Origin of the sequence: Moorena sp. SIO4A5 (assembly GCF_010672005.1) — a bacterium.
Taxonomy (GTDB): domain Bacteria; phylum Cyanobacteriota; class Cyanobacteriia; order Cyanobacteriales; family Coleofasciculaceae; genus Moorena.
Genome location: NZ_JAAHHZ010000123.1, coordinates 1 through 18,038, shown reverse-complemented (window position 1 = coordinate 18,038; position 18,038 = coordinate 1). Strand labels below are relative to the sequence as shown.

Annotated in this window: 13 protein-coding genes and 2 pseudogenes; 8 read left to right on the top strand and 7 right to left on the bottom strand. The window is 44.4% G+C overall.

The features are described 5' to 3' along the window. Both F6K57_RS27170 and F6K57_RS27165 read left to right on the top strand, forming a co-directional pair. Positions 1-249, top strand: a pseudogene (locus F6K57_RS27170) (right-handed parallel beta-helix repeat-containing protein); the annotation flags it as partial. Between the two features lie 257 nt (positions 250-506). Next, on the top strand, positions 507-3,254 hold the full coding sequence (locus F6K57_RS27165; protein ID WP_293071580.1) for a DEAD/DEAH box helicase: 2,748 nt from the start codon (positions 507-509) through the stop codon (positions 3,252-3,254). A gap of 169 nt (positions 3,255-3,423) precedes the next feature. On the opposite strand, the gene F6K57_RS27160 is transcribed toward F6K57_RS27165, so the two are convergent. The 5 genes from F6K57_RS27160 to F6K57_RS27140 all read right to left on the bottom strand — a co-directional run bounded on the left by F6K57_RS27160 (position 3,424) and on the right by F6K57_RS27140 (position 10,471). Further along, complete coding sequence (locus tag F6K57_RS27160) at positions 3,424-3,618, bottom strand: hypothetical protein (RefSeq protein ID WP_293071581.1); 195 nt, start codon at positions 3,616-3,618, stop codon at positions 3,424-3,426. Positions 3,619-3,743: 125 nt separating this feature from the next. Further along, a complete protein-coding gene (locus tag F6K57_RS27155; protein ID WP_293071579.1) occupies positions 3,744-3,890 on the bottom strand; it encodes a hypothetical protein in 147 nt (48 codons plus the stop codon). 104 nt (positions 3,891-3,994) lie between these two features. Continuing rightward, positions 3,995-8,143, bottom strand: a complete 4,149-nt coding sequence (locus F6K57_RS27150) for an AAA-like domain-containing protein (RefSeq protein WP_293071578.1) — start codon at positions 8,141-8,143, stop codon at positions 3,995-3,997. Then, complete coding sequence (locus tag F6K57_RS27145) at positions 8,097-8,318, bottom strand: hypothetical protein (RefSeq protein ID WP_293071577.1); 222 nt, start codon at positions 8,316-8,318, stop codon at positions 8,097-8,099. The genes F6K57_RS27150 and F6K57_RS27145 overlap by 47 nt, the downstream gene beginning before the upstream one ends. A 98-nt stretch (positions 8,319-8,416) precedes the next feature. After that, a complete protein-coding gene (locus tag F6K57_RS27140) occupies positions 8,417-10,471 on the bottom strand; it encodes an AAA-like domain-containing protein (protein ID WP_293071576.1) in 2,055 nt (684 codons plus the stop codon). A gap of 434 nt (positions 10,472-10,905) precedes the next feature. Here F6K57_RS27140 and F6K57_RS27135 point away from each other — a divergent pair, with 434 nt between their 5' ends. The 3 genes from F6K57_RS27135 (at position 10,906) to F6K57_RS27125 (ending at position 14,501) form a co-directional block, all read left to right on the top strand. Beyond that, positions 10,906-11,190, top strand: a complete 285-nt coding sequence (locus F6K57_RS27135; RefSeq protein WP_071106423.1) for a BrnT family toxin — start codon at positions 10,906-10,908, stop codon at positions 11,188-11,190. Continuing rightward, positions 11,165-11,425: a BrnA antitoxin family protein gene (locus tag F6K57_RS27130; protein WP_293024366.1), complete on the top strand. Its 261-nt coding sequence runs from the start codon at positions 11,165-11,167 to the stop codon at positions 11,423-11,425. The genes F6K57_RS27135 and F6K57_RS27130 overlap by 26 nt, the downstream gene beginning before the upstream one ends. Before the next feature lie 232 nt (positions 11,426-11,657). After that, complete coding sequence (locus F6K57_RS27125; protein WP_293071575.1) at positions 11,658-14,501, top strand: family 10 glycosylhydrolase; 2,844 nt, start codon at positions 11,658-11,660, stop codon at positions 14,499-14,501. Here F6K57_RS27125 and F6K57_RS27120 read toward each other — a convergent pair. After that, entirely contained in the window at positions 14,439-14,891 is a 453-nt protein-coding gene (locus F6K57_RS27120; RefSeq protein WP_293024362.1) for a helix-turn-helix domain-containing protein, read from the bottom strand. The two genes, F6K57_RS27125 and F6K57_RS27120, sit on opposite strands and share 63 nt — an antisense overlap. A 426-nt stretch (positions 14,892-15,317) precedes the next feature. Between F6K57_RS27120 and F6K57_RS27115 the strand changes: the two genes are divergently transcribed. Further along, positions 15,318-15,767, top strand: coding sequence for a PPC domain-containing protein (locus F6K57_RS27115; protein WP_293024360.1), 450 nt, complete (start codon positions 15,318-15,320; stop codon positions 15,765-15,767). Positions 15,768-15,840: 73 nt separating this feature from the next. On the opposite strand, the gene cobS is transcribed toward F6K57_RS27115, so the two are convergent. Beyond that, positions 15,841-16,635, bottom strand: coding sequence for an adenosylcobinamide-GDP ribazoletransferase (gene cobS, locus F6K57_RS27110; RefSeq protein ID WP_293024358.1), 795 nt, complete (start codon positions 16,633-16,635; stop codon positions 15,841-15,843). Positions 16,636-17,240: 605 nt separating this feature from the next. Between cobS and F6K57_RS27105 the strand changes: the two genes are divergently transcribed. Together F6K57_RS27105 and F6K57_RS27100 are read left to right on the top strand one after the other, a co-directional pair. After that, positions 17,241-17,693 carry a hypothetical protein gene (locus tag F6K57_RS27105; protein WP_293024356.1) on the top strand — a complete coding sequence of 151 codons (453 nt, stop codon included), beginning with the start codon at positions 17,241-17,243 and terminating at the stop codon, positions 17,691-17,693. A gap of 201 nt (positions 17,694-17,894) precedes the next feature. Then, a pseudogene (locus F6K57_RS27100) lies at positions 17,895-18,038 on the top strand (tRNA guanosine(34) transglycosylase Tgt); the annotation flags it as partial.

Genomic DNA, 18,038 nt, shown 5'->3' with positions numbered 1-18,038 from the left:
AAGATTGCTACAGCCGAAGCAGATCAAGACGGGAAGTTTGGGATTAGTCTTAGTAATGTCGAGCCTGGAGATTACCTGAGTGCGATCGCAACTCACCCAGACTACGGTACCTCGGAACCAGCTGTGACTGTGGTGGTGCGTTCTCTTGATGATCAAGGGAATAGTATCGAGACATGGTCAGCAACAACTCTACCGAACACAGCAAAGCCCCAGTGTACCAGCAGTCCAGTCGGCAGGGTTCCCCTATGACCAGACTCCCCGCAAATACCTGAACCCCTTTCGGAATAGTTTTTGGAAATAGCCTCAAACACCCTACCCTAAAGCACCTCAAGTTTGTCTCGCCCTTTGTTAGAGGAAACAAATCCCTATAAATACACCAGGGGTATCTTGAGTAAAATGGTGTACACCCTCTCAATTAATTAACTAACATACAATATATACAACCAAAGGACTACGTAATTACAAGCAACACCTAACGATCATATACCTTATTGGAAAAACCTTGTGTGAATATTGCTACTTCATCAGTAGACCTTGACCCGAACAACCTATTTCCCTTTGAACTCGACGAGTTCCAAAAACAGGCAATTGAGGCTCTCAATCATAGTCAATCAGTAGTTGTCTGTGCTCCGACTGGTTCTGGGAAAACCCTAATTGGTGAATATACCATTTATCGTGCTTTGTCTCAAGGAGGACGTGTTTTCTACACAACCCCCCTCAAAGCGCTCTCCAACCAGAAACTAAGGGATTTTCGGGCAAAATTTGGCGCAGACAAAGTCGGTCTAGTTACCGGTGATTCCTCGGTCAACCGGGAAGCTTCCGTGTTAGTGATGACTACGGAAATCTTCCGTAATATGCTCTATGGTACCCCAATTGGTCAAGTGGGAGCCTCTATGCTAGGGGTTGAGGCGGTGATCCTAGACGAATGTCACTATATGAATGACCGACAACGAGGCACGGTTTGGGAAGAATCAATTATCTATTGTCCGCCAGATATTCAAATTGTTGCCCTCTCCGCCACCGTTGCCAATTCTGACCAGCTGACCGACTGGCTGAATCAAGTTCATGGCTCCACTCAGCTGATTTACTCTGACTTCCGACCTGTTCCTCTAGAGTTTTACTTTGCCCATCCCAAGGGAATTGTCTCCCTGCTGAATGACGACCACACCAAGATTAACAACTCCCTCAAAACCAGACGTCCTAAAAGCAAGGACAAACATGGACGTCCGGAAGGCCCCAGCATTAGCACTGTGGTGAGCAAACTAAAAAAACGGGAGATGTTACCAGCTATCTACTTCATCTTTAGCCGCCGAGGCTGTGATAAGGCAGTAGATGAGATGGGTCCACTATCCCTGGTCAATGAACAAGAAGCAGCTCAACTCAAGAAACGGATTGATGAATTTATCAGTAAAAATCCAGAAGCAGCTCGTACGAAACAAATTGACCCCCTCTACCGAGGTATAGCTGCCCATCATGCTGGAATTTTACCTGCTTGGAAAGGTCTAGTGGAAGAACTATTCCAACAAGGACTAGTGAAGGTGGTATTTGCTACAGAAACTCTAGCAGCAGGAATTAATATGCCTGCTCGTACCACTGTTATTTCCAGTCTATCTAAGCGTACTGACCGAGGACACCGGCTACTGACTGCCTCGGAATTTTTGCAGATGGCTGGACGAGCAGGAAGGCGAGGGATGGATACCAATGGCTATGTGGTGACGGTGCAAACCCCCTTTGAAGGGGCTAAGGAGGCGGCTTATCTAGCAACTGCTGGTGCTGATCCCCTAGTTAGTCAGTTTACCCCTACCTATGGTATGGTACTGAATTTGTTGCAAACTCACTCTCTGCCTCAAGCTAAGGAGTTAGTTGAACGCAGCTTTGCTCAGTATCTAGCTACTTTGTACCTCAAACCTCAACAACAGGCAATTACTGAACTGACTGCGGAACTGACGAGAATTGATTTTCAACTGGCACCGGTAGATGTGGCAGTAATGGAAGGCTATCAAAAACTGAAGGAACACCTGAAAGTAGAGCGCCGCATCCTTAAAGACCTGCAACACCAAGCAGAGGTATCTGTTTCTAAAGCCGTATCCCAATTACTACAACAGGTGCAACCGGGAGTCATTCTTTATTTGAAGGGCAAGAATGTGCCAGTGTCTTCTCCTGTTCCAGCTGTTTTGGTGTCTAAACAAAAGGGTTCCGGTCAATTCCCCTATCTGGTGTGCTTAAGTGCTGCTAACCGATGGTATGTGGCAACAACTGCTGATGTGATGGGGTTAGATGGCTTTCCTGAAGTGGCCGATGACCAAGTATCCAATGGCTCTACGGAAGATTACTCAACCGGCTCAACTCAAGGTGACTCTTCTCACATTATTAATCTTCGATGCCTTGATATTGGAACTCTCCAGCCTTTAGAGGGGCTTGAGATTAAACCAGGTCAAGTCAAAAGCGGAAATGAAGATACTGAAGCCTTGGCTAACCAAGTTCCCACCATTGCTCAACTCTGGGTTGCTCCAGAAGTCAGGGAGCAAGAAGGTGTTGTTGCTGATCTAGAGGGTCAAATGGAAACCCATGCTCTTCGTCAGTGGGGTAATCCTTCTCAACTGATCAAACGCCACAAAAAACGGTTGTTTTTGCAGGAGCAAATTAACCAACGTCAAGCTAAATTCCGAGAATACCAGGCTCAGCATTGGCACGAATTTCTGAACCTGATTGAAATTTTAAAAGCATCTGGTTCTTTGGAGGACTTAACTCCCACTGTTCTGGGGCAAGCGGCTGCTTCGCTTCGGGGAGAAAATGAGTTGTGGCTAGCCTTAGCCATGCTGTCGGGAGAATTAGATGATTTAGACCCCCACCAACTGGCAGCAGCTTGCTCTGCTTTAGTTACGGAAACTCCTAGACCGGATAGTTGGACAAACTATCAACCAAGTGAGGAAGTGCTAGAAGCATTGACAAACCTCAGGAGGATTCGGCGTCAAGTATTTCAGCTACAGCGTCGATATCATGTCGCCTTACCGGTTTGGTCAGAGGATAGGTTAATTGGTCTAATAGAACAGTGGTCATTAGGCAAATCCTGGCGGGAGATATGCGGTAATACCAGCTTAGATGAAGGGGACGTAGTGCGAATATTACGTCGAACCTTAGATATATTATCCCAAATTCCCCATGTGTTGCCTCTATCAGAGTCTTTAAAAGCTAATGCGATTCGTGCTGCTCAGTTACTTGACCGCTTTCCGGTGAATGAAAGAGTTAAGTAGGGCTTGCTGAAAAAGTCCTTTGGTAAGGGTAGGAGTCAGGAGTCAGGAGTCAGGAGTCAGGAGAAACACTACAATCAGTTATCAAAAAACATAGCAACATTTTCCTAGATAATCTATCTCTTGACCCCTGTTCCCTGTTCCCTGTTCCCTATTCCCTACTATTTATAACTTACGATTCCTGATCAATTTGATTATTCCCCACATCAAAAATAATTATAAATTCCGCATCAGGCATTAATCGTTTCAGGGCCCACAAATGTCCCTCCGCATCCGATCGATTGCGGAAGCGAGCAACAACAACTCGCTGCATTTGGGGTAATAGCCTAATGACCACCCATGGATGAAGCCGTTCCGAATAACTCATAATCAAACTATCTCCTTTTTTAGGGGAGCCAGAGATAGCCCGGGGACGCTCCAACATCAACGGGCTAGCTCTTGACTCTGGGCGTCTCAGCGCCCACTGTTATACTATAGCACAAAAATCTTTTATTATAACATATTTTGAAAAATTTTGTTACAAAGGGGTCGGGAGTCGGGAATCGGGAGTCGGGAGTCGGGAGTCGGGAATGTTGTAGAACAGGCATCTTGCCTGTTTGGGGCATCTTGGTAGAATAGGCATCTTGGTGGAACAGGCATCTTGCCTGTTACAGTTTCCAGGCGCTGACCGCTGACCGCTGACCGCTGACCGCTGACCGCTGAATGCTTGGCTATTGCCTATTGCCTATTGCCTATTGCCTTCCCTACCATGACTCCTCCAGTAAACCCTTCAACACCTCTTCCGTAAAAGGATTCTTACCAGCCCGCAGCTCATCTATCCATTTTTGCCGTTCTGCTTTCCACTTATCATTGTCGGTCCAGTCTACATATGCCTGAAAATCTGATATCGCTCCTGGGGTATCCCCAGTTAGAGCCCTAGCCAGACCACGAGCAAATTGATATCCTTTATGTTTAGGTGCTTTGGCTACTGCTTTTTCACAGGCATCTATCACGTCAGCAGCATATCCATAGAGGCTACCAAGCCAACACAGTTCATTCCAAGAATTAGCATCAATTTCTAGGTTTGGATCTAGTTGTTGCGCTTGTTTATAGAGAGATAGGGCTTTGGTGAATTTACCCTCTTTAGCTAACTGCTCACCTTGTTCAACTTTAGCAGCAGCAGCTGCTAGCTGTTTGGCTTTTATCTCTGGCTGTAATTCTAGCTCCGAATTCCATGCTTTGGCTTTTTTAAACTTAGCAATAGCACCCTCAACATCCTCTTGTTTTGCCAACTCTTCACCTTGTTTAACAAAACCAGAAGCTGCAGCTATTTTGCCATCTGAATCTTGGCATTTCTCTAAGCTTTCTAAATCTTCAGGATGGTCCACAAAGTAACCTTCGAGCAACTTACAGCCCCGAGCCAGCATCTCACCTAAATCTTCCACTGGCCAGAGTCTGACCGTTTTGTCCTCTGATGCCGTAGCCAGGGTTTTACCATCGGGACTAAAACTTACACTAAATACCCTGGATTGATGTCCTGAAAAGAGTGCTAATTGATTGCCCTGTAAATCCCAAACTCTGACCGTTTTGTCATATGATGCGGTAGCGAGGGTTTTACCATCGGGACTAAAACTTACACTCAATACCCTGGATTGATGTCCTGAAAAGAGTGCTAATTGATTGCCCTGTAAATCCCAGAGTCTGACAGTATTGTCATCTGATGCCGTAGCGAGGGTTTTACCATCGGGACTAAAACTTACACTCAATACCCAGGATTGATGTCCTGAAAAGAGTGCTAATTGATTGCCCTGTAAATCCGAGAGTCTGACAGTATTGTCATCTGATGCCGTAGCGAGGGTTTTACCATCGGGACTAAACCTTACACTATTTACCGAGTCTTGATGTCCTGAAAAGAGTGCTAATTGCTTGCCTTGTAAATCCCAGAGTCTAACAGTTTTGTCGGATGATGCGGTAGCGAGGGTTTTACCATCTGGGCTAAAACTTAAACTATTTACCGAGGATTGATGTCCTGAAAAGAGTGCTAATTGATTGCCCTGTAAATCCCAAACTCTGACCGTTTTGTCATATGATGCCGTAGCGAGGGTTTTACCATCGGGACTAAACCTTACACTCGATACCGAGTCTTGATGTCCTGAAAAGAGTGCTAATTGATTGCCCTGTAAATCCGAGAGTCTGACCGTTTTGTCACCTGATGCCGTAGCGAGGGTTTTACCATCGGGACTAAAACTTACACTCGATACCCAGGATTGATGTCCTGAAAAGAGTGCTAATTGATTGCCCTGTAAATCCCAAACTCTGACCGTATTGTCATATGATGCCGTAGCGAGGGTTTTACCATCGGGACTAAAACTTACACTCGATACCCAGGATTGATGTCCTGAAAAGAGTGCTAATTGATTGCCCTGTAAATCCCAAACTCTGACCGTTTTGTCACCTGATGCCGTAGCGAGGGTTTTACCATCGGGACTAAAACTTACACTCAATACCCAGTGTTGATGTCCTGAAAAGAGTGCTAATTGATTGCCCTGTAAATCCCAAACTCTGACAGTATTGTCATCTGATGCGGTAGCGAGGGTTTTACCATCGGGACTAAAACTTACACTATTTACCCAGTCTTGATCTCCTGAAAAGAGTGCTAATTGATTGCCCTGTAAATCCCAAACTCTGACCGTTTTGTCCTTTGATACCGTAGCGAGGGTTTTACCATCGGGACTAAAACTTACACTCGATACCCAGGATTGATGTCCTGAAAAGAGTGCTAATTGATTGCCCTGTAAATCCCAGAGTCTGACAGTATTGTCATCTGATGCCGTAGCGAGGGTTTTACCATCGGGACTAAAACTGACACTCAATACCGAGGATTGATGTCCTGAAAAGAGTGCTAATTGATTGCCCTGTAAATCCCAGAGTCTGACCGTTTTGTCATATGATGCCGTAGCGAGGGTTTTACCATCGGGACTAAAACTTACACTCGATACCGAGTCTTGATGTCCTCGAAATCTTCTCTTTTCTTTGAATTTACTAAGACTCTGCCGTAGAGCATAGATAGGACTGATGGCAGGATAGTTATCCAAAGGGCGACCATCTTTCACGATATTAAATAGCTGTTGCCCAGTCTCCATGGCTGAGTATAAAAGCTTTCGCTCGCCATAGTAACCATTATCCCCTGGTAACCGTCGTAAAACACTAAGCGCTTGTTTTTCTAGTCCCGTGGCTTCTCTTTGTTTTCTAACTTCGATACCAGTCACCACAGCAACAATTAAGGATAAACCCAGTACAATACCACCTATGCTGATGATCCACTTCGCTTTCTCTTGGGCTTCAGTTAAGATGCGCCTTTCTTCTGCCAATACCCGGCGGTCTAATTCCTGACCAGCTACTAAAAACTGATAATCCAAATCGCTCAAACTTTTACCCCTAGCCCAAGCTTGAGCATTCTCTAACGCCACCCCCCGCAACAAATGCGATTCCTCCTGACACCCAGACTCAACCCAAGCGGTAAACGCTTCAGAATAGGGACGCAGTCTAGCCAATTCTTGCTTAACCCAATCGCCATCAAAAACACTGCCATAAATCCGGTTGTTAACCCTCAAACAGCCATCCCGCTCCACTACCAACCCCGATAGCCTTAATTCCGTCTTTTCTTCACTGCCATCAGCGGCAATATAACCCTGATATAATACGTGCTGATACAATCCCAATAGCCTACTCGCCCGTTGCTCATTTCTGAGAATGCGATCGCGTATGGTCTTCAAGTGCTCTGGTTTATCCTGAGATACCCAATTATCAATAATCTGGGTACGGGCGACCTGTGCAACTCCAGTTCCCCCCTTGCTAAGGTTCGATTCCCCTCCAGAAGTTTCTCCAACTCCAGTTCCCCCCTTGTTAAGGGGGGTTAGGGGGGATCCCAATCCCGAAGTGCTATCGATAGATCCCCCTCCCGTCCCCCTTAATAAGGGGGAAGCCAGAGCATGGTTCGATTCGCCTCCAGAAGTGCCCTCAACTCCAGTCCCCTCAACTCCAGTTCCCCCCTTGTTAAGGGGGGTTAGGGGGGATCCCAATTCCGGAGTGTTATCGATAGATCCCCCTCCCGTCCCCCTTAATAAGGGGGAAGCTTGAGAATGCTCCACCATTAACTTACACAACTTCTGGGTCAGAAACGGTTGTCCCCCCGTCCAGTGCAATATCTCAGCTAACACCTGTTCCGGATTATCCACTTTACCTACCAAACCAGGGAGCAGTGGTGTTTTCGCTTCTTCAAAGGTAAAGCCAGTCAGTTCAATATCCCGACCAATATTAAAGGGAGTGCGCTGTTTATCCTGAATCAAATCCGCTGGAGTTGCTACTCCCAGCAAACAAAAACTCAGCCGATTGTAGACTGGTTTTTCGGCTCTTTGGTTATAACAACTGCGAATAAAGGCAAAGAAATCATCTTTAAACTCTACCTTAATAATACTATCAATTTCATCCAGAAAGATAACAATATTGTCTGGAATCTCTGACAACAGCACCTCTTCAATAAACTCACCCAACCACATGACTGGCGAGAGTTGCTGACGCTCTCGTAACCAAGGTAAAACCTGGAATTTATCTGAGAGCTTAAAACTATTTACCAAACTCTTAATTAAGCTGGCATACCATTGCTCTGACGTTACGTAATTGCCAATTTGGGTAACATCAACAGAAGCACAAGCTACTCCCACATCTATTAGTCTTTGCATCGTTTTTACCCGCAAACTAGACTTACCCATCTGTCGCGAGTTGAGCACATAACAAAATTCCCCAGCCATCAAAGCATCAAAAATTTCCGTATCAGCTTTTCTGACTGCATAAGTAGCAGCATCGTTAGGTAAACTTCCCCCAACTTGATAGATTGTTGGTTGGTTGGTCATGGTAGGAAAGGGAGTAGGGAGTAGGGAGTAGGGAGTAGGGAGTAGGGAATCGGGAATCGGGAATCGGGAATCGGGAATCGGGAATCGGGAATCGGGAATCGGGAATCGGGAACAGTAGTGAAGATATTCGAGTAGTATTTGGTTTTATAGCGTTTATTATAGCTATGAGGTACACAGGATTTTTTACCTATTGCCTCTTGCCTTCCCCTCCTGGGAGGGGTTAGGGGTGGGTTCCTCTTACCTGCTCCCTGCTCCCTGCTCCCTGCTCCCTAACTACAAAAGTCTGTTACTAAAATACTCACGATACAAATTATATCTCGGAATACAATCATTACCGATTGCTCTGACTAATCCCAGACTTTCTAACAGATAGGTTACCTTATAATCCAGGCGCACTGCTTGAGTAGTTGTCAGTAATTTTTTGAAAGCGTTTAGTAAATTGGGATGGAGCATGAGATTATTTAAAAGCTCTCGCAAATGATGGCGATAAATCCCTGATTCTGTCGGGGCTGTTTCTAAAAGATGCTCGATGGTGATGTTGGGATTTTTGCTAAGAGTAGAGAAAGCTAACTGTAATAAATAAGGATGTCCTCCTACCATACTCATTAATTCATGTAGTAAATTAACTGATAAATTTAAGCCATAAAATTTCGCCAAATCCTGAACCTGATTCAAAGTAAAATCAGTTAAATCTATAGGATATCCTACATTAAAAGGCGATTTATTGATAGCCAAGTCAATATAAACTTCCGTAGCATAAACCACTATCAACCGTAGTCTTTTCCAAATATCATAAAACTGGCCATTTTCATGCCAACTCCGCAGCAACGTAAGAAACCCTTCAGCAACGTGTTGATGAGGAAAAACTCGCTCTAGGTTATCGAGACATAAAACCAAAGGACTCTCTGAAGAAACCAACAAATACTCTTCAAAGTAGGTGCTACACTTTACTTCACTGGTGAAAAAATTATCTTCCCAATAATTTTGCAACTGATTGGGCAATTTCAATTTTTGAGCAACCCGCACACAAAAAGACTGTAAAAATATATCCAAATCATGGCAAGGTAACTCATTAAGATTCAAATAAACCGTGCGATAATACCTAGACTTAGCATAATCAAGAATCCGATGACTGAGTAAGGTTTTACCCATCAGCTTCGGTGCTTTAATCCGAATTAGCGCTCCTGGTTGTGAAATCTTTTGATAACACTCAGCATCTTGGGGACGTTCTATATAAAAGTCTCCAACTTGAGCTATTGTCTGTGGTTGATTATTGGTGCTATTTGTGCTATTATTATTTGGTAATTCAATATCCAGTAAGTTTAAAAATTCTGGTATAGACTGAGGCCGATCCCTAGCCACCAAATTCATACCATGGAGAATGGCTTGATTTATGCGATCGCTAATCTTGGGATTCAAATCCTTTGGTGGTGGTAATACAGCTCCCTCAATCCGGTCATCAGCTGATACTGGTTTCTTTCCAGTTAAGAGCACATACAAGGTAGCGGCCAAAGCATAAACATCAGTGTAGGGACCCTGTTGCGACCGCCACTCATATTGTTCCAGAGGAGCATAGCCTGGAGTCCGCCCACACAGATGAGTTTGGGTAACCCCAGGGACAAACTTAGTAGCAATACCCAAATCAATCAACACCGCACCAGAACCATCGTTCCGAACCATGATGTTATTGGGTTTAACATCCCGATGGAGCAACCCTTGCTGATGAATGTCCCACAGGGCGCTACCAATTTGCTGGATGTAAAGCAAGGCTTTCTCTTCCGAAAGCACACCCTGCCGTTTCACCAGAGCCGACAAGGTTTCCCCCTCGATGTATTCCATGATTAGGCAAGGCAATTCACCTTCTCGGATGATTTCTTCACATAAGCTAACTAGATGAGGATTCCCACAGCTACATTGGGCTAACTTTACCGCTTCGTTGGCGAAAATTTTCCAATATTCTAATAAATTATTTTGGCGGAGTGCATCATTACCGATAGTTTTGATAACAATGCGATCGCCTGTTTTATTATTTCGGGCTAAATAGGTAATACCCAGCCCACCTTCTCCTAGTTTTTTTTCGATAGTGTACTTACCGTTTTGTAGCCGATAACCAGGGAGCCAGGTATTATTACCTACGCCGTTGCTGTGGTTAGGTGGCTGAGTAGTTGAGGGAGGTTTGTAGGGAGCATAAGGCTCTGCCACATTAACAGCTATTGGTTGTGTGGTGCTGCTATGACCATTTTTAGGGGAATTAAACCAGCGTTTAACTCTGTTATTTAACTGCTGCTTTAATTTCCCACACACTGACCGATGCTTATTAGTTTTCATGGGAGATACCCAACCTATCCAGGATATTAATTTCGGTAGGGTTTATAGCGTTTGGATCTGGGTTGTAAACACAGGAATTGCTGAAAGAGGCAAAAGGGGAAAGAGATTCGGAGTTTTATTTTCCAAGAAAAAAAACCATAAAGATTTACATCTCAAACACAAACGCTATATATTTCCTTATCAGTAATTATAGCGTTTTTAATAATTATCAGAGCCATCCAATTTTCTTCACCTTACTTCATACTCCTACTCCCTAGGTAAGCAATCAGCAATCAGCAATCAGCATATCTAGCCAATGCAGACTATGGGCAATGTTTTCTTGCGCTTACCCTAGAATGCGATCGCGTCCATATACCATTTCCCGGAAAGTAGGATAGAAAAAAACTAAATTTTATGTTAAAGTTATTGTATATACAAAACGTATATACAATTTAATGGAATTTGAATGGGACGAAAACAAAAACCGACAAAATCAGCGAAAACATGGCATCAGCTTTGAAGAAGCACAGGAAATATTCTTTGGAATCGTTTTTACTTCAATTGATGAACGATACGATTATGATGAAATCAGAGAAATCAGCATCGGTGCCATACAAGGCGTTGTCATTGTCACCGTAGCCCACACCGAAAGAAACAGTAAAATTCGATTAATTTCTGCTCGAAAAGCTACCCCTAAGGAAAAGAGAAAGTATTATGAGTATCTCGCCCAAACGACTTGAAGAAATCAAAAATATTCCTGACTCTGAAATTGATACTTCAGATATACCTGAGTTAGACGATCATTTTTGGGAAAATGCCAAAATGGTTAAACCAATTACTAAAAAAGCGATTTCTATTCGCTTAGATAGTGACATCATAGACTGGTTTAAAAGTCAAGGAAAAGGCTATCAATCATCAATTAATAACGTTCTTCGTAGTTATGTGAATCATCAACTAAAGAAAAGTAATCATTGATGGTAAAACTATTCCCTTCATCTCGGCTAGAATTAGCTGAGATGATATCCCGTATGGGTTATACCAGTCATAAACTACAATTGAACCAATACCTGCCACCATCTGTGTGATCTAAATCCGCACTTCTCGCTAACCTTGTTAATTACCAACAGAGGTTAAGATTTTGATAACTAATTTTAAGGAGTGAACGGTGTTCAGGAGTAGCGATAGTAGTTCCAATTGGCAGTGCTCTTTGTCCAAGCAGCTAACCCCCTTGATCGGAGATTTAACCAGAGTCAAATCTAATCCTATCGAGCCCAAGACTATTGTAGTTAGTACCTTGATTGGGCTTTTGCTCAATTCTCTACCATGGTTACCAGCTGCTAGAGCTGAAACGGTGCAACTGGGAGTAGTTAAGAGTCTGGATAATCAAGGGCATTGGTCTGGAATTACCGAACGCTTACATTCAATTGGAGTTAACTACTGTATTGTTGACTTGACTGACGTTAAGAAAGCCTCTGACTTCGAGAACACTAACTTGCTATTTTTGCCCAATGTCGAGTTCCTCCACCCCAAACAATTCCAAGCGTTACAGGAATGGATCGCACAAGGAGGAAAAGTTATTGTTAGCGGTCCTACTGGGTTACTTTCCAAACCTGACATCCGCAAACAATTGCGTGAGCTTTTGGGTGCCTATTGGGGGTTTGCGATGACCCAACCCTCTATCCTCCATCCTTCCCCAGACAGTAACCAAACATGGGTGCAGGATACTGGAATTACAGGTATCATCCAGGGGGGCACTCTTATTCCTGCTGATCTTAATTCCACTACTGTTGCAGTCTGGAGTCAGGTTGACAAGCCCCCTGCTGTAGTAACCTCTAATAATGCTACGTTTTTTGGTTGGCGCTGGGGTATCGATCGGGTAGCTCCGGCGGAGGTCGATAGTGCTTGGTTACGAGCGGCTCTTGGTCGCTATGATGTCCAAGTCACTGATGTCAATCTCACTGATGTCCAACTCATCACTAATTCATCTACATCGTCTGAATCCTCTGATCACTCTCCACAACATTGTCGGGATATCGACACCACTATTGCCCAGAAACAGGTGGAAACAGAAGATGCAGAGTCTGGCAATAACACAGATGCTTCAGCCAAGCCTACTAATTCCCGATTAGCTCCGTCACCCAAGCCAGCAAAAGCCCCACCACCGCGATATAGAAGACGAATTCGAACCCTAAAGCAAGCTACTGCAATGGAGATGGAGTTAGAAAATCTGATTGGTCGGTTTGAAAGTGCTTTGCTAAGAGCCGATGCAGCTAACAGTAATCTGAATTTATCTACAGGTGCTGCTATCGAACAATTTGTCACTGCTGGTGCTAAGCAAGTGTCGGAAACTTCCGAGGAAACCTCCGAGGAAACAACGGATAAAACTAACTCAGCTACTGACTCAGCTATTGAGGCATTGCATCAGGCCAGAGTGGGTTTGGAAAATTTCCGTCGAGCAGTGGCTCGCAGAGAGTATCAAAAGGCAAGTCAGCTGTGGATGACAGCACGAAATACCCTATGGGAAAACTACCCAACTGATCGTAAACTAGCCCAGTCAGAGATTCGAGCAATTTGGCTAGACCGGGGTACTATTGTTAAAGCGAAGTCTGAAAAAGATTTAGCTAAGATTTTTGACAAATTGGCTACAGCTGGTTTTCACACCATCTTTTTTGAAACGGTTAACGCTAGTTATACGATTTACCCGAGTGCGATCGCACCAGAGCAAAATCCCCTGGTTGAGGGATGGGATCCCCTAAAAGCAGCAGTGAAGTTAGCCCATGAGCGAGGGATGGAATTGCACGCTTGGGTTTGGATGTTTGCTGCAGCTAACCAGCGGCACAATGCGGTTTTGGATCAACCAGCAGACTATCTCGGACCAGTGCTATCCAAGAATCCAGACTGGGCAATCTTGGATAACGAAAAACGTGTGTTTCACAAGAGAACTAGAAAGGCTTTTCTTGACCCCGCTAATCCGGAAGTGCGGGATTATCTAACCAAGCTATTGGAAGAGATAGCCAGCAACTATGAAGTGGATGGGATTCAGCTCGACTATATTCGCTACCCGTTTCAAGACCCCAAAGCTGGTCATACCTTTGGCTATGGTAAGGCCGCCCGTGAACAGTTCCAGGAATTGACCGGTGTTGACCCCATTGAGATTGACCCAAAGAATCAGAACTTATGGCGACAGTGGACAGATTTTCGTATAGAGCAAATCGACACTTTAGTCAAGTCAGTGTCACAAATGCTGCGGCAGAAACGTCCCGAGTTGATTATCTCTGCTGCTGTATTTCCCATGCCTAGGGAAGACCGATTGCAAAAAATCCAACAAAACTGGGAAGATTGGGCGTCTCGGGGTGAGATTGACCTGATGGTACCGATGACTTATGCGTTGGAAACGGAAGAGTTACAAAAATTAGCCCAGCCATGGCTAACTAAATCCTCCCTAAGCTCAGCCTTAGTTTTGCCAGGAATTCGCCTATTGAATTTGCCCGATATTGTAGCTGTTGACCAAATTCAACTGCTGCGAGATTTACCAGCTCCTGGCTATGCCCTATTTGCAGTAGAAAATCTCAATGATAATCTCAGGGGCATCTTGACTCGCACTCAAGGACAACAAGAGCCTACCACTGAAGTACAAGTACCTTACCGTCAACCGTTCCTAGCTGCAGCAGAACGTTATCAGGCTCTGCAACAGGAATGGAGTTTTATGTTAGCAAATAATCAAATAGTAATTGGGGAACCAGACCTTTCAGACTGGGGACAACAAGCCGATACCCTCTCCCTGTTGCTGAATCGACTAGCCGACAAGCCATCCATGATGAGCTTGCTATCAGCACAATTGTCCATGTCATCCTTCCGTACTCGCTTTCAAACGTGGATGTTTGGACAATCGGTTGAGCAACCGTATCAAGTTCAGGTATGGGACAACCGTCTGGAAACGATCCAACGATTATTGCGCTATGGTGAGCGGACGCTCCAAAATCCACCATTAGCTAGTGGCCGGGAAACTGCCACCAATGAAGTGGACATCACTGAAAGTCTCGATCCATAGACGAGCTCCACAAGATAGTGGGTTATCGGGATTATAGACAATCCGACACGGACCAAGGATTTCTACTTGGTTGCCGTATATATTGTTGCCGCTGCGTTTTACGGAAATCACTGGCTTCCGTTCTTCGGGGCTTTTGTGGATATTCGAGCCAATGTTATTGCGGTTGACATTGATCTTAGCTATAGCCGGAGCACGATTAGTGCGCCATTTCCCTTTTGGTCCTCTAGTGCCCTTGGTGATTTGCGGGAGATTGTTAAACAAGGGAATAATCCAGAATTTCCCGCTTTTATAGGCACCCCGAACCCGACCCTTCTCTAGAAGTTGGCGCAATCGCCGAGAAGAAATACCTAAGAGAGATGCTGCTTCGGTAGTACAAACACACTTGTTCATTTTTCTCTTTTGTTTTAACTCTTCCTATATCACTATTATATAGGATAAATTAATCATTGACAAGGTCTAGTTAAAAAAATCTCTTCCGAAGTAACTATTGAGTTAAATACCCTCAGTTTGATGTCAGAAATTGGCGGTTTTTTTGAGGAGAGAGGAGACCTGACTCGAAGGTTTTAATTCTTGGATAAAGTTGGTGATGTCGAAGTGAGGTGGCAATAGCGATCGCATTCGCTAAAATAACTAGAGTAAAGTACGGAAAATATCATAAATTTGGCGGTGAGACATCCCGTCAGTAGTAAAGTAACCTAGTTGTATCGTCAGGGGATAGCCTGGGTCTGTTTTAGACCCATACTCGACACGACCCTCCTTTTTTAAGGGGCTTAGGGTACAGTGTTAGAAATGTTACTAACGTAAAGATATATTTAAATGAGTAAAGCTTTTGCTGCTTGGTTTAGCTGGGTTATGCCTGTGGCAGCAACGTTGTTGGCAACGAGCGTAACTGCACCGGTAGTCAGAGCACAAAACCTGTACAATCCGCAGCCGATTTCTCATAGCAAAGAAATTGTTGACACCCTGACTCAGAAAGATATTCCGATCGGGGATGGTGGCTTTGCCCGAGACTATGTAGTAACTCTTGATGCGGGAGACCAAGTTGCCATTGACCTGATCTCAGACAACTTTGACACGATGATCTCTGTGATCGCTTCTGACGGTTCTATGGTAGCGGAAAATGATGATGGACCCGATGGCAGTACTAACTCCTTGTTATTTGCTCGCATCACTGAGACAGATGAGTACATTATCAGGGTGCGTGCCTTTGGCTCAACCGGCGGTGGCAAGTTCAGATTAAAGATAACCAGACTTAAACCAATTTAGGGGGTTAGTGGTCGAGTCGGTAAGTACTCGATAAACTAACAGGTCGTCTTTGACAAAGAATTAGTAAAAGTAATTAGTTAAGGATCAGGGTCAGTAAGCACAGAAACAGGGCTTCTGTCCATTCCACCACTGCTCCGTAAGTGTCTCCAGTATGTCCCCCCAGCTGGCGGTGAAACCAGCCGCCAGTCAGTAGAGCGATCGCACATCCTCCGATGGCCATGGTTAAGGATAACCAAGTATTTGTGGGATCTAGCAACACTGGCACTAGAGATAAACTTAAGACAACGAATAATCCCAAGAGAATATCTTGGGGAATACGTATCCATGGTTTGTGAAATGCCCCTTTACCGGTGGGTTTGAGATAGGGATAAAATGCGATCGCTACTACTTGTCCCCAGCGTCCCCAAGCAGCTGCTCCCATCAAAGCTGCCCACCGATAAGCCCCGATATCAGTTAGGGCAGCGGTTTTGATCAGTAATAGAGTACAGGCTGCCATTGCCCCAAAGGCTCCTGTAGCACTATCTGCCATTACATCTAAACGGCGCTGGGGATCTGGAACTGCTAAACCATCAGCTGTGTCTATCACCCCATCTAAGTGTAATCCTCCAGTCAGGGCAAGCCAGCTGACCACAACTGCAACAGAGCGAGTAAGTGCTGGCATCCCCAACTGTTGCAATAAGATGTCTAATATTATCAGTATTCCCCCAATCAGCAATCCGATGATCGGTGCCCAACGGGCAATGCCCCGAAACTCCATTCCCCAGCTAGCTGGTAGGGGGATAATAGTATAAAAAGTTACAGCACTACTCAATGAACGGAAAAGTTGACGTCCCCATTGCCTAAATTGTTGTCCAGTGAAATACTTCATGGGTAACTGGTGTTACTGAAATTTATTGAATTTTCCTTTGAGCACCATCGAAAGATTGAGATAGTATTGTGTCATAAGCTGTTGTTATAAGCAGCAAGTTACCTCACCCTATGGCTTAGGTCTCAACAGCAACGGGCTGCTAATCTAGTTAGTTCGTGCCGACCAAAACGGCTCAATCAACATTCCTTGGTCGAAAAGTAGTTGGCAATGGGTTTATCCCATTTGGGGTATAAGCTGTTGGTGTTTACTCAATAAGGAGTAATCTAGTTGTCTAGATTTGACTAGTTGACTGTGAACTATTTAAAGATAAACACCTAACACGCGATTATTCCCTGCATCTATTGGAATTATCTGTTGCTGCGCAACGCCGCACGCTTACATGCTTATACCCTTGTATTAACAATTAAGCATGCTTAGATTAGGTATAAAGTCCGATAACCATTAACCCAAAACCTAACACCATTAACCTTTATTGTTGGTTTTAACCCGTTGCCGTAGCTGTGTTCTCATCAATTGGTTTAACCTTTAGGGTTGCCTCGCCAATCAATTAAATTAACCAGTTGCATGTCAATATCAGCCCTGAAAAGCATTATAGGCTTTTATCCATGAGTCACCACCAATCTAGACACCAACTCCCAGCTCCTTGCATCATTGAAACTGGCATTATCATCAACAAGCGAGATATGAAACGCTTGCTTGGTGATTTAGGTTGCGTCCGTTACATCCACACTCTCGATGGTCAACTAAAAAACCAGGGGGAAGGGTTAGTTCAGGAAGTATTTGCTGATCCCCATTGCTCTACCCTGATTGCCAATCGGACACTTTACATCAATGTCCATAGTTTTGACTATTTACAACTGAGTCAGTCTCCAGAGCAAGAAGCTTACTTTGACCTAATTAGCGAAAATCGTCAGTTGCGGCTAATTCCCCTGTTGAATCCCTTACAACAAGAGTGTGTTGAGCAACTTCAGGCAGAAGCCCTTGAAGCTATGGTCACACAGGTTCTAAGCGCGAAATGGGATGTGCAAATTGATGATGATGGAGATTGTCCTTTTTAGGTTAGAAGGTTAGAAGGTTAGAAGGTTATAGGTTATAGGTTACAGGTTACAGGTTGATAAATGAAATTCAAGGGTATAAGTATTGGCTTGCTTCAAGTTGGATGCATCGAATACACAATATCAAAGACGCAAGAGTTTCACCTGGGTTAACTGAATTAGACGCTATCGTCTAGTTAACGATATTTCAAGACCTAGATCAACTTGAATCAACAGAAAATTAATTTTTCATTTCAATGTCAGGCTTCCTGTAGCCACACTAAAGCAAGAGCTGGGGTGTTTGTGACCCCCCATGGTGTGGTGGAAACTCCCAGGTTTATGCCAGTAGGCACCCTAGCAACGGTAAAA